Annotated in this window: 15 protein-coding genes and 1 pseudogene; 6 read left to right on the top strand and 10 right to left on the bottom strand. The window is 45.6% G+C overall.

The window, feature by feature from the left end; genetic code table 11:
* Positions 1-15 precede the first annotated feature (15 nt).
* The 5 genes from CIK96_RS07450 to CIK96_RS07430 form a co-directional block, all read right to left on the bottom strand.
* Positions 16-2,286: a bifunctional (p)ppGpp synthetase/guanosine-3',5'-bis(diphosphate) 3'-pyrophosphohydrolase gene (locus CIK96_RS07450; RefSeq protein ID WP_094440190.1), complete on the bottom strand. Its 2,271-nt coding sequence runs from the start codon at positions 2,284-2,286 to the stop codon at positions 16-18.
* Between the two features lie 75 nt (positions 2,287-2,361).
* Positions 2,362-3,648, bottom strand: coding sequence for a lytic transglycosylase domain-containing protein (locus tag CIK96_RS07445; RefSeq protein ID WP_094440189.1), 1,287 nt, complete (start codon positions 3,646-3,648; stop codon positions 2,362-2,364).
* Between the two features lie 42 nt (positions 3,649-3,690).
* The gene (locus CIK96_RS07440) at positions 3,691-4,482 is read right to left on the bottom strand and encodes a DUF5683 domain-containing protein (RefSeq protein WP_371592511.1); all 792 of its coding nucleotides are present in this window, start codon (positions 4,480-4,482) and stop codon (positions 3,691-3,693) included.
* A gap of 48 nt (positions 4,483-4,530) precedes the next feature.
* Positions 4,531-5,454, bottom strand: a complete 924-nt coding sequence (locus tag CIK96_RS07435) for a ParB/RepB/Spo0J family partition protein (RefSeq protein WP_094390533.1) — start codon at positions 5,452-5,454, stop codon at positions 4,531-4,533.
* Positions 5,454-6,233, bottom strand: a complete 780-nt coding sequence (locus CIK96_RS07430) for a ParA family protein (RefSeq protein WP_094390532.1) — start codon at positions 6,231-6,233, stop codon at positions 5,454-5,456. Before CIK96_RS07430 ends, CIK96_RS07435 begins: the two co-directional genes overlap by 1 nt.
* A gap of 111 nt (positions 6,234-6,344) precedes the next feature.
* On the opposite strand from CIK96_RS07430, the gene surE reads away from it, so the two are divergent.
* The 5 genes from surE (at position 6,345) to cmk (ending at position 10,946) form a co-directional block, all read left to right on the top strand.
* Complete coding sequence (gene surE, locus CIK96_RS07425) at positions 6,345-7,115, top strand: 5'/3'-nucleotidase SurE (protein ID WP_094440188.1); 771 nt, start codon at positions 6,345-6,347, stop codon at positions 7,113-7,115.
* Positions 7,112-8,227, top strand: coding sequence for a lipid-A-disaccharide synthase (lpxB, locus tag CIK96_RS07420; protein WP_094434204.1), 1,116 nt, complete (start codon positions 7,112-7,114; stop codon positions 8,225-8,227). The genes surE and lpxB overlap by 4 nt, the downstream gene beginning before the upstream one ends.
* 6 nt (positions 8,228-8,233) lie before the next feature.
* Complete coding sequence (locus CIK96_RS07415) at positions 8,234-8,959, top strand: DUF5020 family protein (RefSeq protein WP_094390529.1); 726 nt, start codon at positions 8,234-8,236, stop codon at positions 8,957-8,959.
* Between the two features lie 37 nt (positions 8,960-8,996).
* Positions 8,997-9,941 carry a type IX secretion system protein PorQ gene (gene porQ, locus CIK96_RS07410; RefSeq protein WP_094434202.1) on the top strand — a complete coding sequence of 315 codons (945 nt, stop codon included), beginning with the start codon at positions 8,997-8,999 and terminating at the stop codon, positions 9,939-9,941.
* Between the two features lie 306 nt (positions 9,942-10,247).
* A complete protein-coding gene (gene cmk, locus CIK96_RS07405; RefSeq protein ID WP_094440187.1) occupies positions 10,248-10,946 on the top strand; it encodes a (d)CMP kinase in 699 nt (232 codons plus the stop codon).
* Between the two features lie 13 nt (positions 10,947-10,959).
* Here cmk and CIK96_RS07400 read toward each other — a convergent pair whose 3' ends face one another.
* Positions 10,960-12,126: an FprA family A-type flavoprotein gene (locus CIK96_RS07400; RefSeq protein ID WP_094440186.1), complete on the bottom strand. Its 1,167-nt coding sequence runs from the start codon at positions 12,124-12,126 to the stop codon at positions 10,960-10,962.
* A gap of 946 nt (positions 12,127-13,072) precedes the next feature.
* Here CIK96_RS07400 and CIK96_RS07395 point away from each other — a divergent pair.
* A pseudogene (locus CIK96_RS07395) lies at positions 13,073-13,951 on the top strand (TraG family conjugative transposon ATPase); the annotation flags it as partial.
* Here CIK96_RS07395 and CIK96_RS07390 read toward each other — a convergent pair.
* The 4 genes from CIK96_RS07390 to CIK96_RS07375 form a co-directional block, all read right to left on the bottom strand.
* A complete protein-coding gene (locus CIK96_RS07390) occupies positions 13,902-14,807 on the bottom strand; it encodes an AbiH family protein (RefSeq protein WP_094440185.1) in 906 nt (301 codons plus the stop codon). The pseudogene CIK96_RS07395 and the gene CIK96_RS07390 sit on opposite strands and share 50 nt — an antisense overlap.
* Positions 14,808-14,824: 17 nt before the next feature.
* Positions 14,825-16,192, bottom strand: coding sequence for a DNA (cytosine-5-)-methyltransferase (gene dcm, locus CIK96_RS07385; protein WP_254047094.1), 1,368 nt, complete (start codon positions 16,190-16,192; stop codon positions 14,825-14,827).
* On the bottom strand, positions 16,182-17,594 hold the full coding sequence (locus tag CIK96_RS07380; protein ID WP_094440184.1) for a Sau3AI family type II restriction endonuclease: 1,413 nt from the start codon (positions 17,592-17,594) through the stop codon (positions 16,182-16,184). The genes dcm and CIK96_RS07380 overlap by 11 nt, the downstream gene beginning before the upstream one ends.
* 107 nt (positions 17,595-17,701) lie before the next feature.
* Complete coding sequence (locus CIK96_RS07375; protein WP_094440183.1) at positions 17,702-18,172, bottom strand: hypothetical protein; 471 nt, start codon at positions 18,170-18,172, stop codon at positions 17,702-17,704.
* Between the last annotated feature and the right edge of the window lie 20 nt (positions 18,173-18,192).

Below are 18,192 nucleotides of genomic sequence, written 5' to 3'. Positions count from 1 at the left end.
AGTCCATACCGACGATCACATAATCTGTGACACGTCTTTGACGTCCTCAATCTTCTTGAGTTTATCCATGATAATCTTGGCATCTTCTCTGTCGTGGACGCGCAGTTCGATAGATCCGTCGAAGAGACCTTCCTCGCTGGTAATAGAGAATTTATGGATATTGACATTGAGTTGTGAGGATATGATGCTTGTGATATCCATAACGATACCGACACGGTCGATACCTTGTATGCGGATGCATGCGTCGAAGAACAGTTTCTTGTGCATATCCCATTTGGCATCGAGTATGCGGTTGCCATAGCTGGTCTTGAGCTTAGCAGCCACAGGACAGGCACGCTTATGTATTTCGATACGGTGCTTGTTGTCGATGAATCCCAGGATATCGTCACCAGGAATGGGGTGGCAGCAATGTCGGAACTTATATTGTCCGATATTGTCGTCGGTGATATAGATTGGTTTCTTGCGGTTGAAGTTTTCTGGAACCACAAAGAATTCCTGTTGTGTGGTATCCTCTTTCTTCTGTTGCTTGCTACGTCCGAGGAACGGTACGAGTCGTCGCCAACCTTTTATAGTGCTTGGATTGTTCTTGCCGTGCAGTTCGTCGAGGTCTTTTTCTCCCAGCAGAATAGTCTTCTCTCCCAGTGCTTGAAGCAGTTCCTCGCGGTTTTTCACTTCATGGAACGCAGCGAGTTTATCAATGGTAGCAGCGGTATTCTCTATCTCGTTCTTGGTCAGGAAGGCATTGAGTATTTCTTCGCCTTGTTTCTGCATCTCTCTGCCGTCACGTCTGAGTATGGCTTGTATCTTAGCTCTTGCCTTGGCGGTAGATACAAAGTTGATCCACGAAGGTTGTACGTGTTGTGATTTCGATGTCAGAATCTCCACTTGGTCACCACTGTTGAGTTTATGGCTCAGCGGTACCAGTTTATGATTTACCTTTGCGCCAATGCAGTGAGAGCCCAAGAAGGTGTGTATGCTGAATGCAAAGTCGAGTGCTGTACATCCTGCAGGCATCGTTTTGATTTCGCCTTTCGGTGTAAACACAAAGATTTCCGATGCGAAGAGATTGAGTTTGATAGCATCGAGGAAATCCATAGCATCGGGTTGCGGGTCGTCAAGAATTTCCTTGATGGTACGCAACCATTCATTGAGTTCGCTCTCATCTTCAGTGTATTCGTTCTCTTCGCCCTCTTTGTATTTCCAGTGTGCGGCAAATCCCTGTTCTGCAATTTCGTCCATACGGTCGGAGCGAATCTGCACCTCAATCCATCGTCCTTGTTTTGACATCAGGGTGACATGGAGTGCTTGGTATCCGTTGGCCTTTGGGTGGTTGAGCCAGTCGCGCAATCGGTCTGGGTGCGACTTGTATATCTTAGAGATAGCAACATAGATGTTGAAACATTCGTTGACCTCCTCCTCACGTTTCTCAGGTGTGAAGATGATGCGCACTGCCAGTATGTCGTAGATTTCGTCGAAGGTCACATGTTTATTCTGCATCTTATTCCAGATGGAATATGGTGTTTTGACGCGTTCTTTGATTTCATACTTGATACCCATCTTCTTGAGTGCCTCTTCGATAGGAGCTGTAAACTGGTCGAAGAGTTCTCGGCGTGATGCTTCTGTAGATGCGAGTTTAGCCTTGATGCTATTGTATTCGTCGGGATGTTCATACTGGAAACTCAGATTTTCCAGTTCCGATTTGATTTTGTTCAGTCCCAAACGGTTCGCCAATGGTGCGTAGATATACAGTGTTTCTCCTGCAATCTTGTATTGTTTGTTGGCAGGTTGCGACTGCAGTGTGCGCATATTGTGCAGTCGGTCGCATATTTTGATGAGTATGACCCGGATGTCATTGCTCATAGTGAGCAAGAGTTTCTTGAAGTTTTCAGCTTGTGCCGAAGCCTGTTCACCGAATATACCTCCACTGATTTTTGTCAGTCCATCAACAATTTGTGCAATCTTCGAGCCGAAGATGTTTTCTATATCTTCGGTGGTGTAGTCTGTATCTTCCACCACATCATGCAGCAATGCAGCACATATACTTGTAGAACCGAGTCCCACTTCTTCGCATGCGATTTGTGCTACGGCGATAGGGTGCATGATATAGGGTTCCCCCGACAGTCGGCGGACACCTTTATGTGCTTGTCTTGCAAAGTTGAAAGCCTTCGTGATGATGTCCACTTTCTTGCGGTGACGTGATGCCAAATACGTATTCAACAAGTGTTGGAAGGCTCCGTTAATCAATTCATTGTCGGCTGTTTCCTTGTTTTTGATGTCCTCGTCCATTGTCGTTTGCCAATTATAGGTGAATACTATACCTTATTTATATATATAGGGAAGAATCGTTATTGGTGCAGTGTCTTATCTGCGTCTTCTGCTGCGTGCCTTGCTGCGTTTCTTGCTGTGCCTTGCCTTGCCACGTCGTGCTTTTGATTTTGATCCGCGATGCATATGGGAGCGTCTTGTGACGCGCCACTTTCGGCTCTTCACATAGCGTTTGCTCTTATGATAGTAGGTAGGCACATCATCGTTAACCTCCACCTGCATGCGGTTAGTCAGCAGTTCGCTTGCCCTATAGTTGCTGATAGAGTCTTCCATTTCGATGAATCGGTTGACGTCAGCCAGTGGCAGTCTGATGGCGTATGGCTGTGTGGCACCGGGTACCACGTCGCGTCGATACATCGGGTTGAGTGCTCGAAGCTGTTCGATGTCTATTCCCAACACCCCAGCAATCTGTTGCAGATGGATGTTTCGCGCCACCATCACTGTATCTGTTTGTGCAGGCAATGTGCTGTGCATCGGACAGATGTTATGCTTCGAGTAGTAGGTCATCATGTAGTTGGCAGCTATGAAAGCCGGCACGTAACCTCTTGTTTCTTTTGGCAGATAGGGATAAATCTGCCAATAGTCTTTTGATCCTCCAGACCTTTGTATTGCCTTGTTGACGTTAGCCGGTCCACAGTTGTAAGCAGCGATGACGAGGTTCCAGTCGCCAAACACCTTATAGAGATCGCTCAGATAGTGTGCAGCAGCAAACGAAGCCTTGATGGGGTCGCGACGTTCGTCAACGAGTGAGTTGACCTGCAGGCCGTATGTTTTTCCTGTGGTGAGCATAAACTGCCAGAGTCCTGTTGCCCCCACTCTTGATACGGCTTTGGGATTGAGTGCCGATTCTATGATAGGCAGATTGCGTAGTTCGAGTGGTATCTGGTAGAGATCGAGCGCCTCTTCAAAGATAGGCATATAGAAGTTGGATGCTCCAAGTGCATAGCCTATAGTGCGTCTGAGTCTGGTGCAGTATCTGTCGATAAACTGTTGCACTACCTCATTATGTGCCATTTCCATGACGGTAGGCAGTCTGTAGAGGCGTTCGACAAACACCTCTGTGGGATATGAAGGATTTTCATTTGTTGTATTACAGTCTTCGGGTGTGAGATATGTTTTCGCCATATACTCGTTGAGCAGACTGTCGAGGTCATAGGTCATTGCTTCAGGAAATTCGATAACTTCCTCTTTACCCTCTTCGTCAATAACGATGAGTTCATCCTCTTCGTCGGTATCTTCTTCGTTTGTAGTCACCACCTGTGCTTGTACGCCCATGATTAAGGCGGTCAGCAGGGTGAATATGCTAATAAGTCTTTTGTTCATTCCTTTTCTTGTTGCTTTCTTTTTAGTGAGTGTGGTGTGTGATTAGAAGTTGAGGCTGCAATTCACACCCAGCGACTGTGCCGTCAGCGGATTCCCCCCGTTATGGTTGGGAATGACTGTAGGCTTTACTTTCAGACTGAGGTCTTTTGATATATCGAACACCGATAGTTCGGCATCAACATAGGCATCGATGACCGATAGGGCATAGACACCTACCATTACAAAGAAGCTCATGTCGCGCCACCGGCGGTATTTGTCTTTACGACTTTTGAATATCTGTTTATACCTTTCTTCGTTGCTGCTGTTTATCTGCATGCCGAGGTGCAGGAATTTGTTGTAGCTGTTGGTATTTGGATCATCGTCCATGATGTCGAGGTAGGCTTGTGAGTAATCCTTGTACATCATGTTGTTCCATGTCATGGCATAGATACATCCCATGAATCCTCCATATACGATTGGTAGTTTCCAGTATTTTCGATTGTATATCTGTCCTGCTCCCGGCAGTACCAAAGCCAGCCAAAGTGCGCGTTGTGGATCAGGTTTCCATGTTGACCAGTCGCGTTTCGCTTTGATGCGCTTGGTGGAATCCACCTGTAGTATTGATCGCTCGTCTTTATTGGCAGTCATGTTGATGATAGAGTCTGCAGTGACCAGCGAGTCGATGCGTGCCATCATCAGGTCAATGCTGTCCACTGGTGCAGTATCCTCTTTGAAGGTCTTATGCTGTTGTGCATAGGCCGAGGTGCATATTGCCAGCAGTAGCGAGCATATTGCGAATTTCAGCGTTGATATGTTATTATAGTGTTTCAACTGATAGATAGCGTTGTTAGACATATTGCGTGTGCAACCCATTACAGGTTGCACACGACATATCTTTGTTTATTACTGATTGCTGTTGTCGAGTGCATTCATGATGCGTTCCAGCTGTTCTTCGTTGTCGAAGGCAATACTGATTTTTCCTTTTCCTTTTGGTGAACAAGTCATCTGCACTTTAGTTTGGAAGAATTGTGAGAGTCTGTCGCGCAGCAAAGAGAACTCTTCCGGCAATTTGTTTTTTGCTGCAATTTTTCCTTTGCTGGTTTTGATATCATCGCCGTTCTTGAGCGCTTGCACCAGTTCTTCAACTTTTCTGACGGAGTATCCTTCTTTCTGGATCTCCTTGAAGAGTCTGATTTGTATAGATGGGCTGTCAATGGCAAGTAGCGCCCTTGCATGTCCCATGTCAATCTCATGCTCTTTGAGTGCCATTTGCACTTGTGCAGGCAGTTTGAGCAGTCTCATATGGTTGGTGACATCGGTACGGCTTTTGCCCACTCGCTCTGAGATGCGTGCCTGTGTCATACCTCCCTTTTCTGCCAAGTGTTGGTATGCCAGTGCAATTTCAATTGCATTGAGATCTTCGCGCTGTATGTTTTCGACGAGTGCCATTTCCATGACGTTCTCATCTTCTACTGTGACGATATAGGCAGGAATTTTAGTGAGTCCAGCCAGTTGTGATGCTCTCCAGCGTCGTTCTCCTGCAATGATTTGATATTTGTCGCCAGTTGTTTTGTGGAGAGTGATAGGCTGTATGATGCCCAACTCTCTGATGCTGCTGGCCAATTCTTGTAGTGCTTCCTGATCAAACTCGCGTCGTGGCTGGTTGGGGTTGGGTTCAATCTCAGTGATGTCAATCTCGTTGAGGTTTGACGAACCCTGTGTGTGTACGTTGCCCGTGTCGATGAGTGCATCGAGTCCTCTTCCTGCACCCATGTCATCGAGTCCTCTTCCCAGTACGCTGCGGTCGTATTTCTTTCTTACGGTCATTATCGTTTGGTCTGATTACTGTTTTTGTTGATGATTTCCTTGGCGAGAGCCAGATGGTTTTTGGATCCTGTAGAGTCGGCATCATAGAGTATGACGGGCAGTCCGTGGCTTGGACTCTCCGACAGTTTGACGTTACGCTGTATGACGGTCTTGAATACCAGCTCTTGGAAGTGGCGTTTTACTTCGTCGTAGATTTGGTTTGCCAGTCTCAGACGTGAGTCGTACATCGTCAGTAGGAATCCTTCAATCTCCAGTTGCGGATTGAGTTTGCTCTTGATGATGCGTATGGTGTTCAGCAGTTTGCTGATACCTTCCAGTGCGAAGTATTCACACTGCACGGGTATGATGACCGAGTCAGCAGCCGTAAGTGCGTTGACGGTAATCAGTCCGAGCGATGGTGAACAGTCTATGAGTATATAGTCATAGTCGTTGCGGATGGTAGCCAGCAAGTCTTTGAGCACTCGCTCACGATTGTCGAGGTTGAGCATTTCTATTTCAGCTCCCACCAAGTCGATGTGGCTTGGTATGATGTCGAGTCCGTCGATGTCGGTAGTATAGATGGCATCGCGCACGTCGGCTTTGTCGATGATACACTCATAGAGTGAGCATTCCACTTCTTTGATGTCAACGCCCAGTCCGCTGGAAGCATTGGCCTGCGGGTCTGCATCGACCACGAGAACCGACTTCTCCAGTGTAGCGAGTGATGCTGCCAGATTGATGGTGGTAGTAGTCTTTCCAACTCCGCCTTTCTGGTTTGCCAGTGCGATAATCTTTCCCATATCCAATCTCTAAATAAGTTATATAGGTTGCAAAGTTACGAATTTTCTCTGAGAATCGGTCAAATATCAACCTTTTTTAGTACTTTTGCAAACAAAATCATATAACAGAGCATGGATAAAAGAAAACCACTGATACTTATTTCCAATGATGACGGCTATGCAGCCAAGGGCATCAACAGTCTTGTGGCGATGGTTCGCGACCTTGCCGACGTGCTGGTCTGTGCGCCCGATTCAGCCCGTAGCGGTTATTCGTGTGCTTTCTCTGCCACGTTACCGCTGACGTTACATCAGCAGCATCAGGAGGAAGGAGTAGAGATTTGGTCGTGCAACGGCACTCCTGTGGATTGTGTGAAGTTGGCAATGGCAGAACTTTGTCCCGATCGTCGGCCTGCTTTGGTGCTTGGCGGCATCAATCATGGCGACAATGCTTCGGTCAATTCCCACTATAGCGGCACGATGGGCGTGGTGCGTGAAGGCTGTATGAAGTCCATCCCCTCCGTAGCTTTTTCCCTTTGCGACCATCGTGATGATGCCGATTTCGAGCCTCTTCGCCCTTATGTTCGCCGCATGGTAGCACGTGTATTGACCGAAGGTTTGCCCGAAGGAGTTTGTCTCAATGTCAATTTTCCGAAGTTGCCTTCGTTTCGTGGTGTTAAGGTTTGTCGCATGACCAAAGGCATCTGGTATAATGAAGTAGAGAAGTGTCATCATCCCCGCAACTACGACTATTGGTGGATGGTAGGCCATTATGCCAATCTTGAGCCCGAATCGGACGATACCGACGAATGGGCATTAGACCATGGCTATGTAGCTATTTTTCTTTTTTTCAAGCAGAAGACGGCATACGATATGTTGGACCGCATGAGCAATTGGACCGAATGAGATACTATTTGATAGCTGGCGAGGCGAGCGGTGATCTTCATGCCTCACGTCTGATGCGTTCGCTCAAGACCTTTGACGAACGGGCAGAGTTTCGCTTTTTCGGTGGCGAACAGATGCAGCAGGCTGGTGGCACGCTGGTCAAACACTATCGTGAGTTGGCTTATATGGGTTTCATTCCCGTATTACTCCATCTGCCCACCATCCTCAAGAACATGCGCCGTTGCAAAGCCGATATCGTAGCGTGGCACCCCGATGTGGTAATCCTTGTCGATTATCCCGGTTTCAATCTCGACATAGCAGCATGGCTCAAACGCCATACTGATATACCCGTCTTTTACTATATTGCCCCGAAGATATGGGCATGGAAGGAATATCGCATCAAGAATATCAAGCGCGATGTAGCCGAACTCTTCTCGATACTTCCCTTCGAGGTGGCATTTTTTGAAGGCAAGCACCATTACCCCATCCATTATGTGGGCAATCCCACCGCACAGGAGGTGCGCGAATACCAGAGCACCCATCATGCCGAACAGCCCTTGCGTCCGGTCATTGCCTTGTTGGCAGGATCGCGCCGCCAGGAAATCAAAGACAATCTGCCTGCCATGATAGCCGCCACGCGCCATCTGTCAGACCGTTACGATATCGTGTTGGCAGGAGCACCGGGCATCGAACCCTCTTGTTACGACCGCTTTCTGCGTGGCACGGCAGTCCGTATGGTGCGCAATCAGACCTACGATTTGTTATCCACAGCCACGGCAGCCCTTGTCACCAGTGGTACTGCCACACTTGAAACCGCCATGTTCAATGTGCCGCAAGTGGTATGTTATGAAACTCCATTGCCTTGGCTCATTGGCTATCTACGTCGCCATCTGCTGAAGGTACGCTATGTGTCGCTGGTCAATCTGATAGCCGACCGCGAAGTCGTTACCGAATTGGTGGCAGACACTTTCAGCGTTGACAATATCCGAATGCAACTCGAAGCCATCCTGCCTGGTGGCGCTCAACGTCAGGTGATGCTCGAAGGTTACCGGCAGGTACAGCAAATACTTGGTGACAGCAAGGCTCCCGATGTGGCAGCCCGACAGATGATACAATTATTAACCCAAAAATAACAAACAATGAAAAAAGTTATTCTCAGTAGCCTTGTGGCTATTTTTGCCCTTGCCGCACAGGCACAGAACGTACAACTGCACTACGATTTTGGCCGTAATATCTATTCCGACGAGGAAGCAGGCCGTCAAAAGGTGACTCTCACCCTTGAACAGTTCAAAGCCGACCGCTTCGGTTCATGGTATTATTTTGTGGATTTCGACCTCAGCCGCAAGTTCATGGAGGCCGCTTATACCGAGATTTCGCGCGAGTTCAATCTTGGCAAGGGATCACCCCTTGCAGCCCATATAGAGTATGACGGCGGTCTCAACCGTTCGGGTAGTTTCCAGCATGCAGCCCTGTTGGGTCCCGCCTGGAACGGACATTCTTCCGATTTCTCCAAGACCTATTCCGTACAAGTGCTCTACAAACGCTACTTCAAGAGCTACGACTATACTCACGCTTACCATAGCATGCAGCTGACCGGTGTATGGGGCATCACTTTTGCCAACAAGGCTTGCACCTTCTCCGGCTTCATTGATTTCTGGCGTGGAGAGAAAGCTAACGGTCACGGACAACTGGTGATGCTCACCGAACCGCAGTTCTGGTACAACCTCAACACCCTGCCTGGCATGAAAGACGTTAATCTCAGCGTAGGTTCCGAGGTAGAGATCAGCCATAACTTCGTTTACAACACCTACAATGGCAAGAACTTCTTTGTCAATCCAACATTGGCAGTGAAGTGGACATTCTAATTCTTGCGTAATAGAATCACAGGAAACATTATCAGCGATGAAGCAAGTCATACTGACCCTCATCAGCCTCTGCACGGCATCAGCCACCGTTGCACAGGAAAGCCAGGAGGTATATACGTTCCTCCGCTTGCCTGTCAGTGTGCATGCTGCGGCATTGGGTGGCGACAATATCAGTATTAGCGACGACGACGCATCGCTGGTGTTTCATAATCCCGCCCTGATCAGCAATGTTTCCGACCGCACGCTCAATCTCAACTATATGACCTATATGGAAGGAGTGAAAACGGCGTCGGCAGCGTTTGTCAAGGCTTGGGGCGAACGAGCCACATGGGCTGTGAGTGCACAGTATATGGACTATGGCGACATGCGACAGATGGATGCATCGGGCACCGACCTCGGCGATTTGTCAGCCAAGGACATAGCACTCTCTGCCTCGTTGGCTTATCTCTTGGGCGATAGGTGGAGTGGTGGAGTAACCCTTCGCTATATCACTTCCGATCTTGCAGGCTACCATTCGCAGGCTATTGCTGCCGATTTAGGACTCAACTATTACGACGAAGATCACGGTATCTCCCTGTCAGCCTCTGCACGCAATCTGGGTGGACAGGTCCAAACCTATGCCGACACCCATGAAGATCTGCCCTTGGATGTGGCAGTAGGCATCTCCAAGCGCCTTTCTGCTGCTCCGTTGCGCTTCTCTGCAACGTTGTCGCGACTCAACAGTTGGGATGTGTCGCTTCTGAAACACCTCACCATCGGTGCCGATGTCTTCTTGGGCGACCATGTCTATGTAGCTGCCGGCTACCATTTCCGTCGCCCCAGCGAGATGCGTCTCAGTGATGGCGATGGTGAGAGCAGCCATGGCGCCGGCTTGTCGTGTGGTGCCGGTCTGCAGTTGGAGCGCTTCAAGTTTCATGTGGCGTATGCTCGCTACCATGTGTCAGCCTCGTCGCTGCTGTTGGGAGCGTCCTATAGTTTTTAACAACAAATTATCAAGATTACTGAACTATCGCATGTGGGGAAGTTAAGGGAAGTTAGGGAAGTTAGAGAGAAGTTAAGGGACAAATGTCCTACGTCTTACGGCAAAAGGCTATTGTCTCTTAACTTCCCGAACGACCGTAGGGAGTGATAACTTCCATTTTATGGCACCTTTTCTCGCCATGACAGAATTAAAGCGAGCTTTATTCTGCTCATTTGGCTTAACGAAAACGTTCTTTAACTTCAATCAATTCCCTCAGTTGCGAAACTTGAATCAAGATTGTAATTACAAACGAAAAAAACAAACGATATGAAGAAGATAACGATAGCCATCGACGGTCATTCGTCGTGTGGTAAGAGTACCATGGCCAAGGACTTGGCACGCGAAGTGGGATACGTCTATGTTGACACGGGAGCTATGTATCGCAGTGTGACGCTCTATGCGCTGCGCAACGGACTCTTTACCGAGAAAGGCATTGATGAAGAAGCCCTTCGCGAGCATATCGACCGGGGCGATGTCAACATCTCCTTCCGTTTCAATGCCGAGACAGGTCGCCCCGACACCTATCTCAACGGCGAGTTGGTAGAGCACGACATCCGCACCATGGAGGTGTCGAGTCGCGTCAGTCCCATTGCAGCCTTACCATTTGTGCGCACCGCCATGGTAGCGCAACAACAGCAGATGGGCAAGGATAAAGGAGTTGTGATGGATGGTCGCGACATCGGTACCGTAGTGTTTCCTGATGCTGAACTGAAGATTTTCGTCACTGCCTCTGCCGAAGTGCGTGCCCGCCGCCGTTATGATGAGTTGAAAGGCAAGGGTATGGAGGCTGATTACGCCGACATTTTGCGCAATGTAGAAGAACGCGACTATATCGACTCCCATCGTGAGGTGTCTCCCTTACGTCAGGCATCAGATGCAATTCTGCTCGACAATTCGCAGATGACGATTGCCGAGCAGAAAGAGTGGTTGATGAACCAGTTCCGTCAGGCATTGGCAAAAGCCTGATGCCTATAGGCTGTTACGCCAAAATGGCGTCAGCCAAAGCTTCAAGAGCCGGTATATCTGTAGGCTTCACCACGCCACGCAGTGTCACGGTGTCTCCTTTTATGGTAATATCCTTCATGGGCTCCAGCATCTGCTTCATCACACGGGCAGCTGTTGGGGCCCAACTTCCGTTTTCTATGAGTGCCACTTCGCGCTTCTGCCATGTCTTGATGGTCAGATGGTGCAGGAAGTCGTACATCGGTGGAAACAGTCCAGCGTCGTAGCTTGATGCAGCCAGCACCACTTTGCCATATTTGAATGCATCTTCTATGGCTTCTGCTTGATCTTCGCGACACAGGTCAGAGATGGCCACCTTCTTACAGCCTTTCTTTTTGAGTATCTCAGCCAGCATCTCTGCAGCAGCCTTGGTGCATCCATGGATAGAAGCGTGGGCGATAAACACACCCTCTGCTTCCACGCCGTAGCTTCCCCAGATATTGTAGAGACGCACGGCTTCAGCCATTTGTTCACCTTTCAGCAGTGGACCGTGGAGAGGCAGAATCTGTTGGATATCGAGTTTTGCAGCCTTCTGCAACAGTGTTGTCACGGGGTTGCCATATTTTCCGCAGATATTAAAATAGTAGCGTCTTGCCTCGCAAGCCCAGTCATCGGGATCGGCATCCATCACGCCAAACTTACCGAAAGCATCGGCAGAGAAGAGTACTTTGTCCTTACTGTCGTAGCTCACCATCACTTCGGGCCAGTGTACCATAGGTGCCATGATGAATGTCAAGGTGTGTTCGCCCAGCGAGAGGGTGTCGCCTTCCTTCACGGCAATAGCCTTATCGGCAAGGTCTGCATCGGGGAAGTATTGTGGAATCATGGTCAGTGCACGTGCCGAACATACTATTTTAATATCGGGATAGAGTGCCAGCACTTCACCGAGTCCACTGGCGTGGTCTGGCTCTAAGTGGTGCACCACGAGATAGTCGGGCTTACGTCCGTTGAGTGCTTCAGCGAGGTTGGCTTTCCATTGTTCCATAGTGCGCTTGTCGCTGGTATCCATAATGGCAATTTTCTCATCGAGGATTACAAACGAGTTGTAGCTCATGCCTTCCGGCACTTTATACTGTGATTCAAATAGTCGTACATCAGCATCGTCGCAGCCGATATACTTAATAGTTTCTGTTACGTTCTTCATATTTCTTGCGTTTTTGTTTCTGGGTACAAAGATAATGCAAACCGAGAGAAGTACAAAAGAAAATTCCGATTTTCTTTTGTATTTCCGAGGTGTAGCCTATTTTCGGTGCTGTGCGCCAAAGATAGTGCAAACCGAGAGAAGTACAAAAGAATAACTCGATTTTCTTTAATCTGTATGGTTTAAATTTGCCGGTAATTTGCTGAAGAAGAAAAAACATAGAATATGTTATTCGGAAAAAAGATTAGAAAACTAAGAGACGGGTAGGGCATAAAGATTTTACAAACGACAGATATTTATGCTGAGATTTGCTAATCCACCATGCCCAGGAGGATAGGTCATGGGCATCTATTGAAAACAGGTGATATTGCTCTCTATTGTAGATAACGCCAATCGCCTGTCGCGATAACGTCATGCGCTAAAAACACAGCATTTAGTACCTGTTTTACATCTCATGTTGTGATCAGACCAATTACTCGGATTTTTTATGATTCACGGAATACATGGCACCTTGATAAACAGTTGTTTCTCATCTAAAAGGTGTGGTTTTTGATGGAATTTTGTCCTTGTAATATTAAAAAATCTGAATTATTAGTTAAATAAGATTAAAACCCTGACTAAAGGCTTGACAACGGGGGGTGTGATATTGTATCTTTGCACGCGAACCTAAGGCTGATTTTCAAAACAAGGAAGATGCCTTTGCAATAAACCACAAGTCTTACGAATTAAAAATCTTAATTATGTTTACAAATGCAACTCGAAACACCTCAAACTGGTTACAACAGAAGACCCATGGCTTTTCGACTGCCACCCGACCTGTTCCCGTTCGGTTCTCGTTCGGTTCTCGTTGGGTTCTCGTTAGGTCCTCGTTCGTCTCTCGTTGCTTATTCGTTAGTCTATCGAAGACCGATCGAGAACCGAACGAGGATTGAACGAATTTCGAACGAAAGAAGGACGAAAGAAGATCGAGAAAATGACGGAAAACCATCGAAGACTTGACGGAAAACTGTCCAGTTTGATGGGAATGGAGTATCTGAACGAGGCTCACTCACAAGGCTTGCAGTCTGTCCGTGCCCATTTCAATGTTATGGCATGGGGTGAGGAGTTGGAAGAGTTGAAGCATCTTCGCAATGATGTGGGCAGTCAGTTGGCAAGCATGGAATGTGTGCTACGCCACAATACGGTGGATTGTCCGACATTATTCTGGGCTGCGATACCCGGCAACGAGGGTGATTTTCCGTCAGAGGAGAGTTTCCATACCTTCATTGAGCAGGCAACATGCCTCTTCACGGAGGAAACCAACTATATGGATTCTCCCTCACCTTTCAGCATCAAGATGGCAGACCGCATCAGTGGCAAGCCGCTGCACATAGACATCTCTGACCTGCCGATGAGGAAAGGCGTGACAACCAACCGCAACAAGTTCGTGCTCGGACCATCGGGAAGTGGGAAGTCGTTCTCCATGAACCACCTCGTCAGACAGTATTATGAACAAGGCACGCATGTGGTCTTGGTCGATACGGGAAACTCCTACCAGGGACTCTGCGAGATGATCAACAGAAAGACAGGCGGAAAGGACGGTATCTACTATACCTATACGGATGAGAGTCCCATCTCATTCAATCCCTTTTTCACCGAGGATAAGGTCTTTGACATCGAGAAGCGAGAAAGCATCAAGACATTGCTCCTGACGCTTTGGAAGAAGGACAACGAGCCTGCCACACGAGCGGAAGAGGTTGCGCTCTCAAATGCTGTAAATACCATCAACAATGATGTAATTACACGTACCGCCCATCAGGTAAACAGAAACTATACTTGTTATCACTATCATCCATAAAGTCATCAATGGCTTTTTTTGTTTCCCCCTTGTATTGTTCTTTTGTAAAGTGAAAATTTATTCTAATGTTTTCTCTCACTTTGGCAATATTTAATTTTGATAGTTGTTCAATATTATCTAAAATCAAATCTTTGCCGTTCTCGTCGTGTATGATAAAGTCTATCTGTTTACAATGGTTATTTTGTGAAGCACAGAATAAAGATGAAAAATACTCTTTGTCTGACATACATAGTGAATGACCAAAAAACAAAATGCGCTCAGAAGCCAACATGTCTCTTACAAATTCCATCGAATTGTAATTGCTATGATATGATTTTTTTACGAAACCTAATCCATTAGTTATATTTGCATCTTGAACTCCCAGTATAATATTATTTTCTTTTAGCGTTCCATGTAAATGTTTTACCGAGCTATTATTGATAGTCGGAATTCTATTAACATCTGTATAATTGTAAGAATATACATTAACCATGTTGCTTAAACGATGCAATAAATATATTGCACATGAACTTTCATTGATAGCTTCGTAACTTATATCAGCTAAGTAGTCGGCAATCCCTTTTTCTAATTTTTCGTATGAGCTACGGATTGTATTTTTTATTTTCTGATTTGGACAAGTCTTAAATTTTTGAACAAAATCAAGTAATGATGCCTCTACACCTCCCCATGTTTCAAGTTGACTTTGATCTTTGATGAATTGAAAGATATTCATATCTATACCCATACCGCAGTTCTCATCTAAAAGAGTACGAAATTGATTACTCTTTAAGAAATCTCTATAGGATGTTTTCAAGCCAAGGTCTAAATCAAAGCCATTTCCTAATATAATTGTATTTACTGGTAACATAATGTCTTTACTACTTTCTAAATTCTATCTTTTAATATTAAAGCAATGTTCTCAACTATGCCTGTCACAAGTGCATTCCCCATAAGGAACGCACGACGCAAGTCGGACGAGCCAAAAGTATGGTTGTCTGGGAACATATTCAAGCGTTCCAACTCCACAGGTACAAGACGGCGATAACGGCCGCTTTCCGTTTTGATGATATGCTTGAAGCGTGAAGGACCAGCACCACCTTCGCCAGTGATGATAGTTCGTGAAGCACAGTCGAGATAGTCAGGAAATGCCATTGCACCTTCGCTATAGTTGTACTCAAAACCTGTAGTCTTGTTGATGCGCTTTAATGACTTCGAACCTTTCTGATATTCCCACTTTGGCAAGTCTTCCTCGGAAATGAAGAATTCTTCTGGTACAACCATTTCATCAACAAGGATATCACCAAGTGTAAGGTAAGGCCCATTGTACACAGGAAGTGTGTCAAGAGTATAAACCTTGCCATTAGCCATGACCCCAGAGTTCTTGAATGGGCTTTCTTTCTTACCTTTATTGAAATTGTCCGAGACCTCTGCAATGTCATCACTGATATCAAATGAGTTGGTCTTGCCGTCTTTCTCTTGGCAATTGAAAGCCTGTGGCATAATGCCTTCTTGAAGAATCCAATCAAACTTATTGCTCAACTTTTCAAATTGCGCAGCCAGTTGTGTTCCTTTGTGATAAGCTACCATATAGGTACGACGACGGCGTTGTGGCATTCCATAATCAGCAGCGTTGATGATGCGCCATTCCACAATGTAACCGAGGCTTGACAAAGAAGAAAGAATGATGGCAAAGTCTCGACCACGCTGTTTGGCAGGCGAGTTGAGAAGACGATCAACGTTTTCCAACATCAGATAGTCAGGACGCTTGTCACCTTTCTCTTTCAAAATACGATAGATTTGCCACCAAAGCACACCTTTCTTGCCCTCAATACCACCAGAGCGTTGCAAAGTTGTAGCAACGGAATAATCTTGACAAGGAAAACCACCGCAAAGCAAGTCGCTGTCAGGTATTTCTTCTGTTGGTACGGTTGCTATATCTTCGTTGGAATGGCCTTCAGCCCCAAAGTGTCTGCAATAGATGATGCTTGCATCTTGGCGTTTGGTCGATGGCTCCCATTGGTTGCTCCAAATCGTTTTGAAGTGCTTCGAAGCACGTTCTAATCCTATTCTAAAGCCACCGACTCCAGCAAACAACTCTACTACTTTTATGTCGTTTACCTCTATTTCGGGACGAATATTATCAAACAATCCAAGTTCTCTTACTCGCTGATGTGTCGTGTTGGAATATCTTGCGATTGGGTCGCATAACACCCAATTACCCTCCATTTCCATATCTTTTATCTTATAACTCATTTTCTATGATATTCTTTACATATTTCTGATTAAACCAATAACAATACTTCTTGACCATACCTCCATTAGGATTCTCTGTCGTATCGTCTGCAACTCTTGCCTTTGGACGGACATGGAAGTTCTGGTCATCCTTTGCACTCCAAAAATATTGTGGAGCTATATGATTATCCAATACATTTTGGCGAATGTTATTCCAATATTGTTGAGCCACTTGTAGGTCTTCCTGTGGCATAGTCCAAAAGGCAACCTTTTCCAACTTGTACTCAGGTTCTGTCTTTCCGCTAGGTAATTGTAATACATTATCCGTCTCACGGAATATAACGAACAAAAAACGATTAGTGAAAAGTTCGTATAGTCTCGAATCTGTCCATTCCTCGCAATCGAAAACTTCTTGATAGTCTATGTTCTCAAATGACATGGCTTCCTTTATTGAACCTGTTTTCTTTACTCGAATAGTTTTCATTGTTAAACCTGACTTCTCAAACTCTTCCGACTTGTTCACATTGCTTACGTTTCCTTTTCCAGCAATCGTATTCGAAATGATGAAGTACTTTGACTTAGAGTTGGATGGTTCGATACCTAACATATTACATATTTGTCGATAAGTCTTGCCACAATATTTCTTGAAACGCCCCAACAAAATTTCGTCAACGGATTTGTTTTTCAGTTCTTTGACAGAGAACATCGTTTCCATTGATGGTTGCGGAAGTTCATAATTGCAATAAGCACCGTCTTGATTGTTTTTCTTAACTTCGTCAAGCACGATGCGCATATAGGCTGTTTTCAAACTCCATGCGCGGCGAGGTGCGCCCATCTCGTTATTATGCTGCGGCATCAACAAGTCACCCTTTTGTCCCTTTCGGCAAGCACCAAGATACATCGTATCACCTTCCGACAAGGTATGTGCTTGTCCGTTTCTTATCTTCGTAATGATGGTGTCGTAATCCTTACGGATAATCAACAGGTCTTTCTTTGGTATTTTCCACAATACAGCGAAAAGGAATTGCAAGTCGAGTTTTGAAACCTTTGAATTGTGCAGATAAAACATGATGAGCATTATCAGACATTTCTGATAGAAATGAGACTCCTCGAATGTTTTATTCCAATCAGCCGTATAGTTTATCATGCTGCAAACAAGTCTCTCTTTTATCAGCAGTTCTTTCTTGGCAGATTCTTTCAGCGGAGTGCACTTCAATTCTGCATTCACAAAAGCAAAATCAGCTTCTTGGCGGGAATTGAGGTCATATTTGAAGAACAGTTCTTCCACAAGTTGTCCTAAACTGCCTTTGCCTTTATGTTCTTCTGCATCTGGAGCAAAGTCACGCAGGCACTTGTTCACCAACTGCTTGCTGTAATTGAATATGGACGAAATGTCCTTTTCGTTGTATGGTAGGTTCGTCATTTGCCTGTTTATCTATTCTTTATATATTCTTTTTTAATCCCCTCGAATTCGATGGGTTAAATGGCAATGATATAGCTGTTGGCACAAATAATCTATAAAATGAGCAGTCATTGGTTTAGTTGCTCATTTCTTTCTATAAGTTTATATGCTACACCATTATTCTGAGTCATATTTTCTATTCTTTCTAATATCTCTTGTGAATCGAAATCAGCAATATTGAACCACAAGTAATCGAATTGAAATTGACCATTTTGATTATTTACCCATCCTCTAATATAATATTCAGCTTCATCAAGCAGTGCTTCTAATAATTGAACATTTGTTACTTGATAACGTCCCACTTGATATGGTTCTGTATGTACAGCTAAAATTCTGCAACCATTCAGTTGATTATCCACGTTTGGAACGTCTATATTAGGATTATCTTGAGATACAGCAATATAAGCAATGAGTTTATCCTTATTCTTAATTCTGTATTGAAATGATAATCTTTTAATAGAATCATTGTAAATCCTACTACCCAACAATTCCGTTGGCGGGTAGTCTGAAAAAGTTAGTGAATCATAATATTCTGCCATAGTGTTGCAAAAGTAATACT

This window comes from Prevotella sp. P4-98, assembly GCF_002251405.1.
Taxonomy (GTDB): domain Bacteria; phylum Bacteroidota; class Bacteroidia; order Bacteroidales; family Bacteroidaceae; genus Prevotella.
Note: the sequence above shows the minus strand (reverse complement) of the source record. Positions and strands in the feature narration are given on the sequence as shown.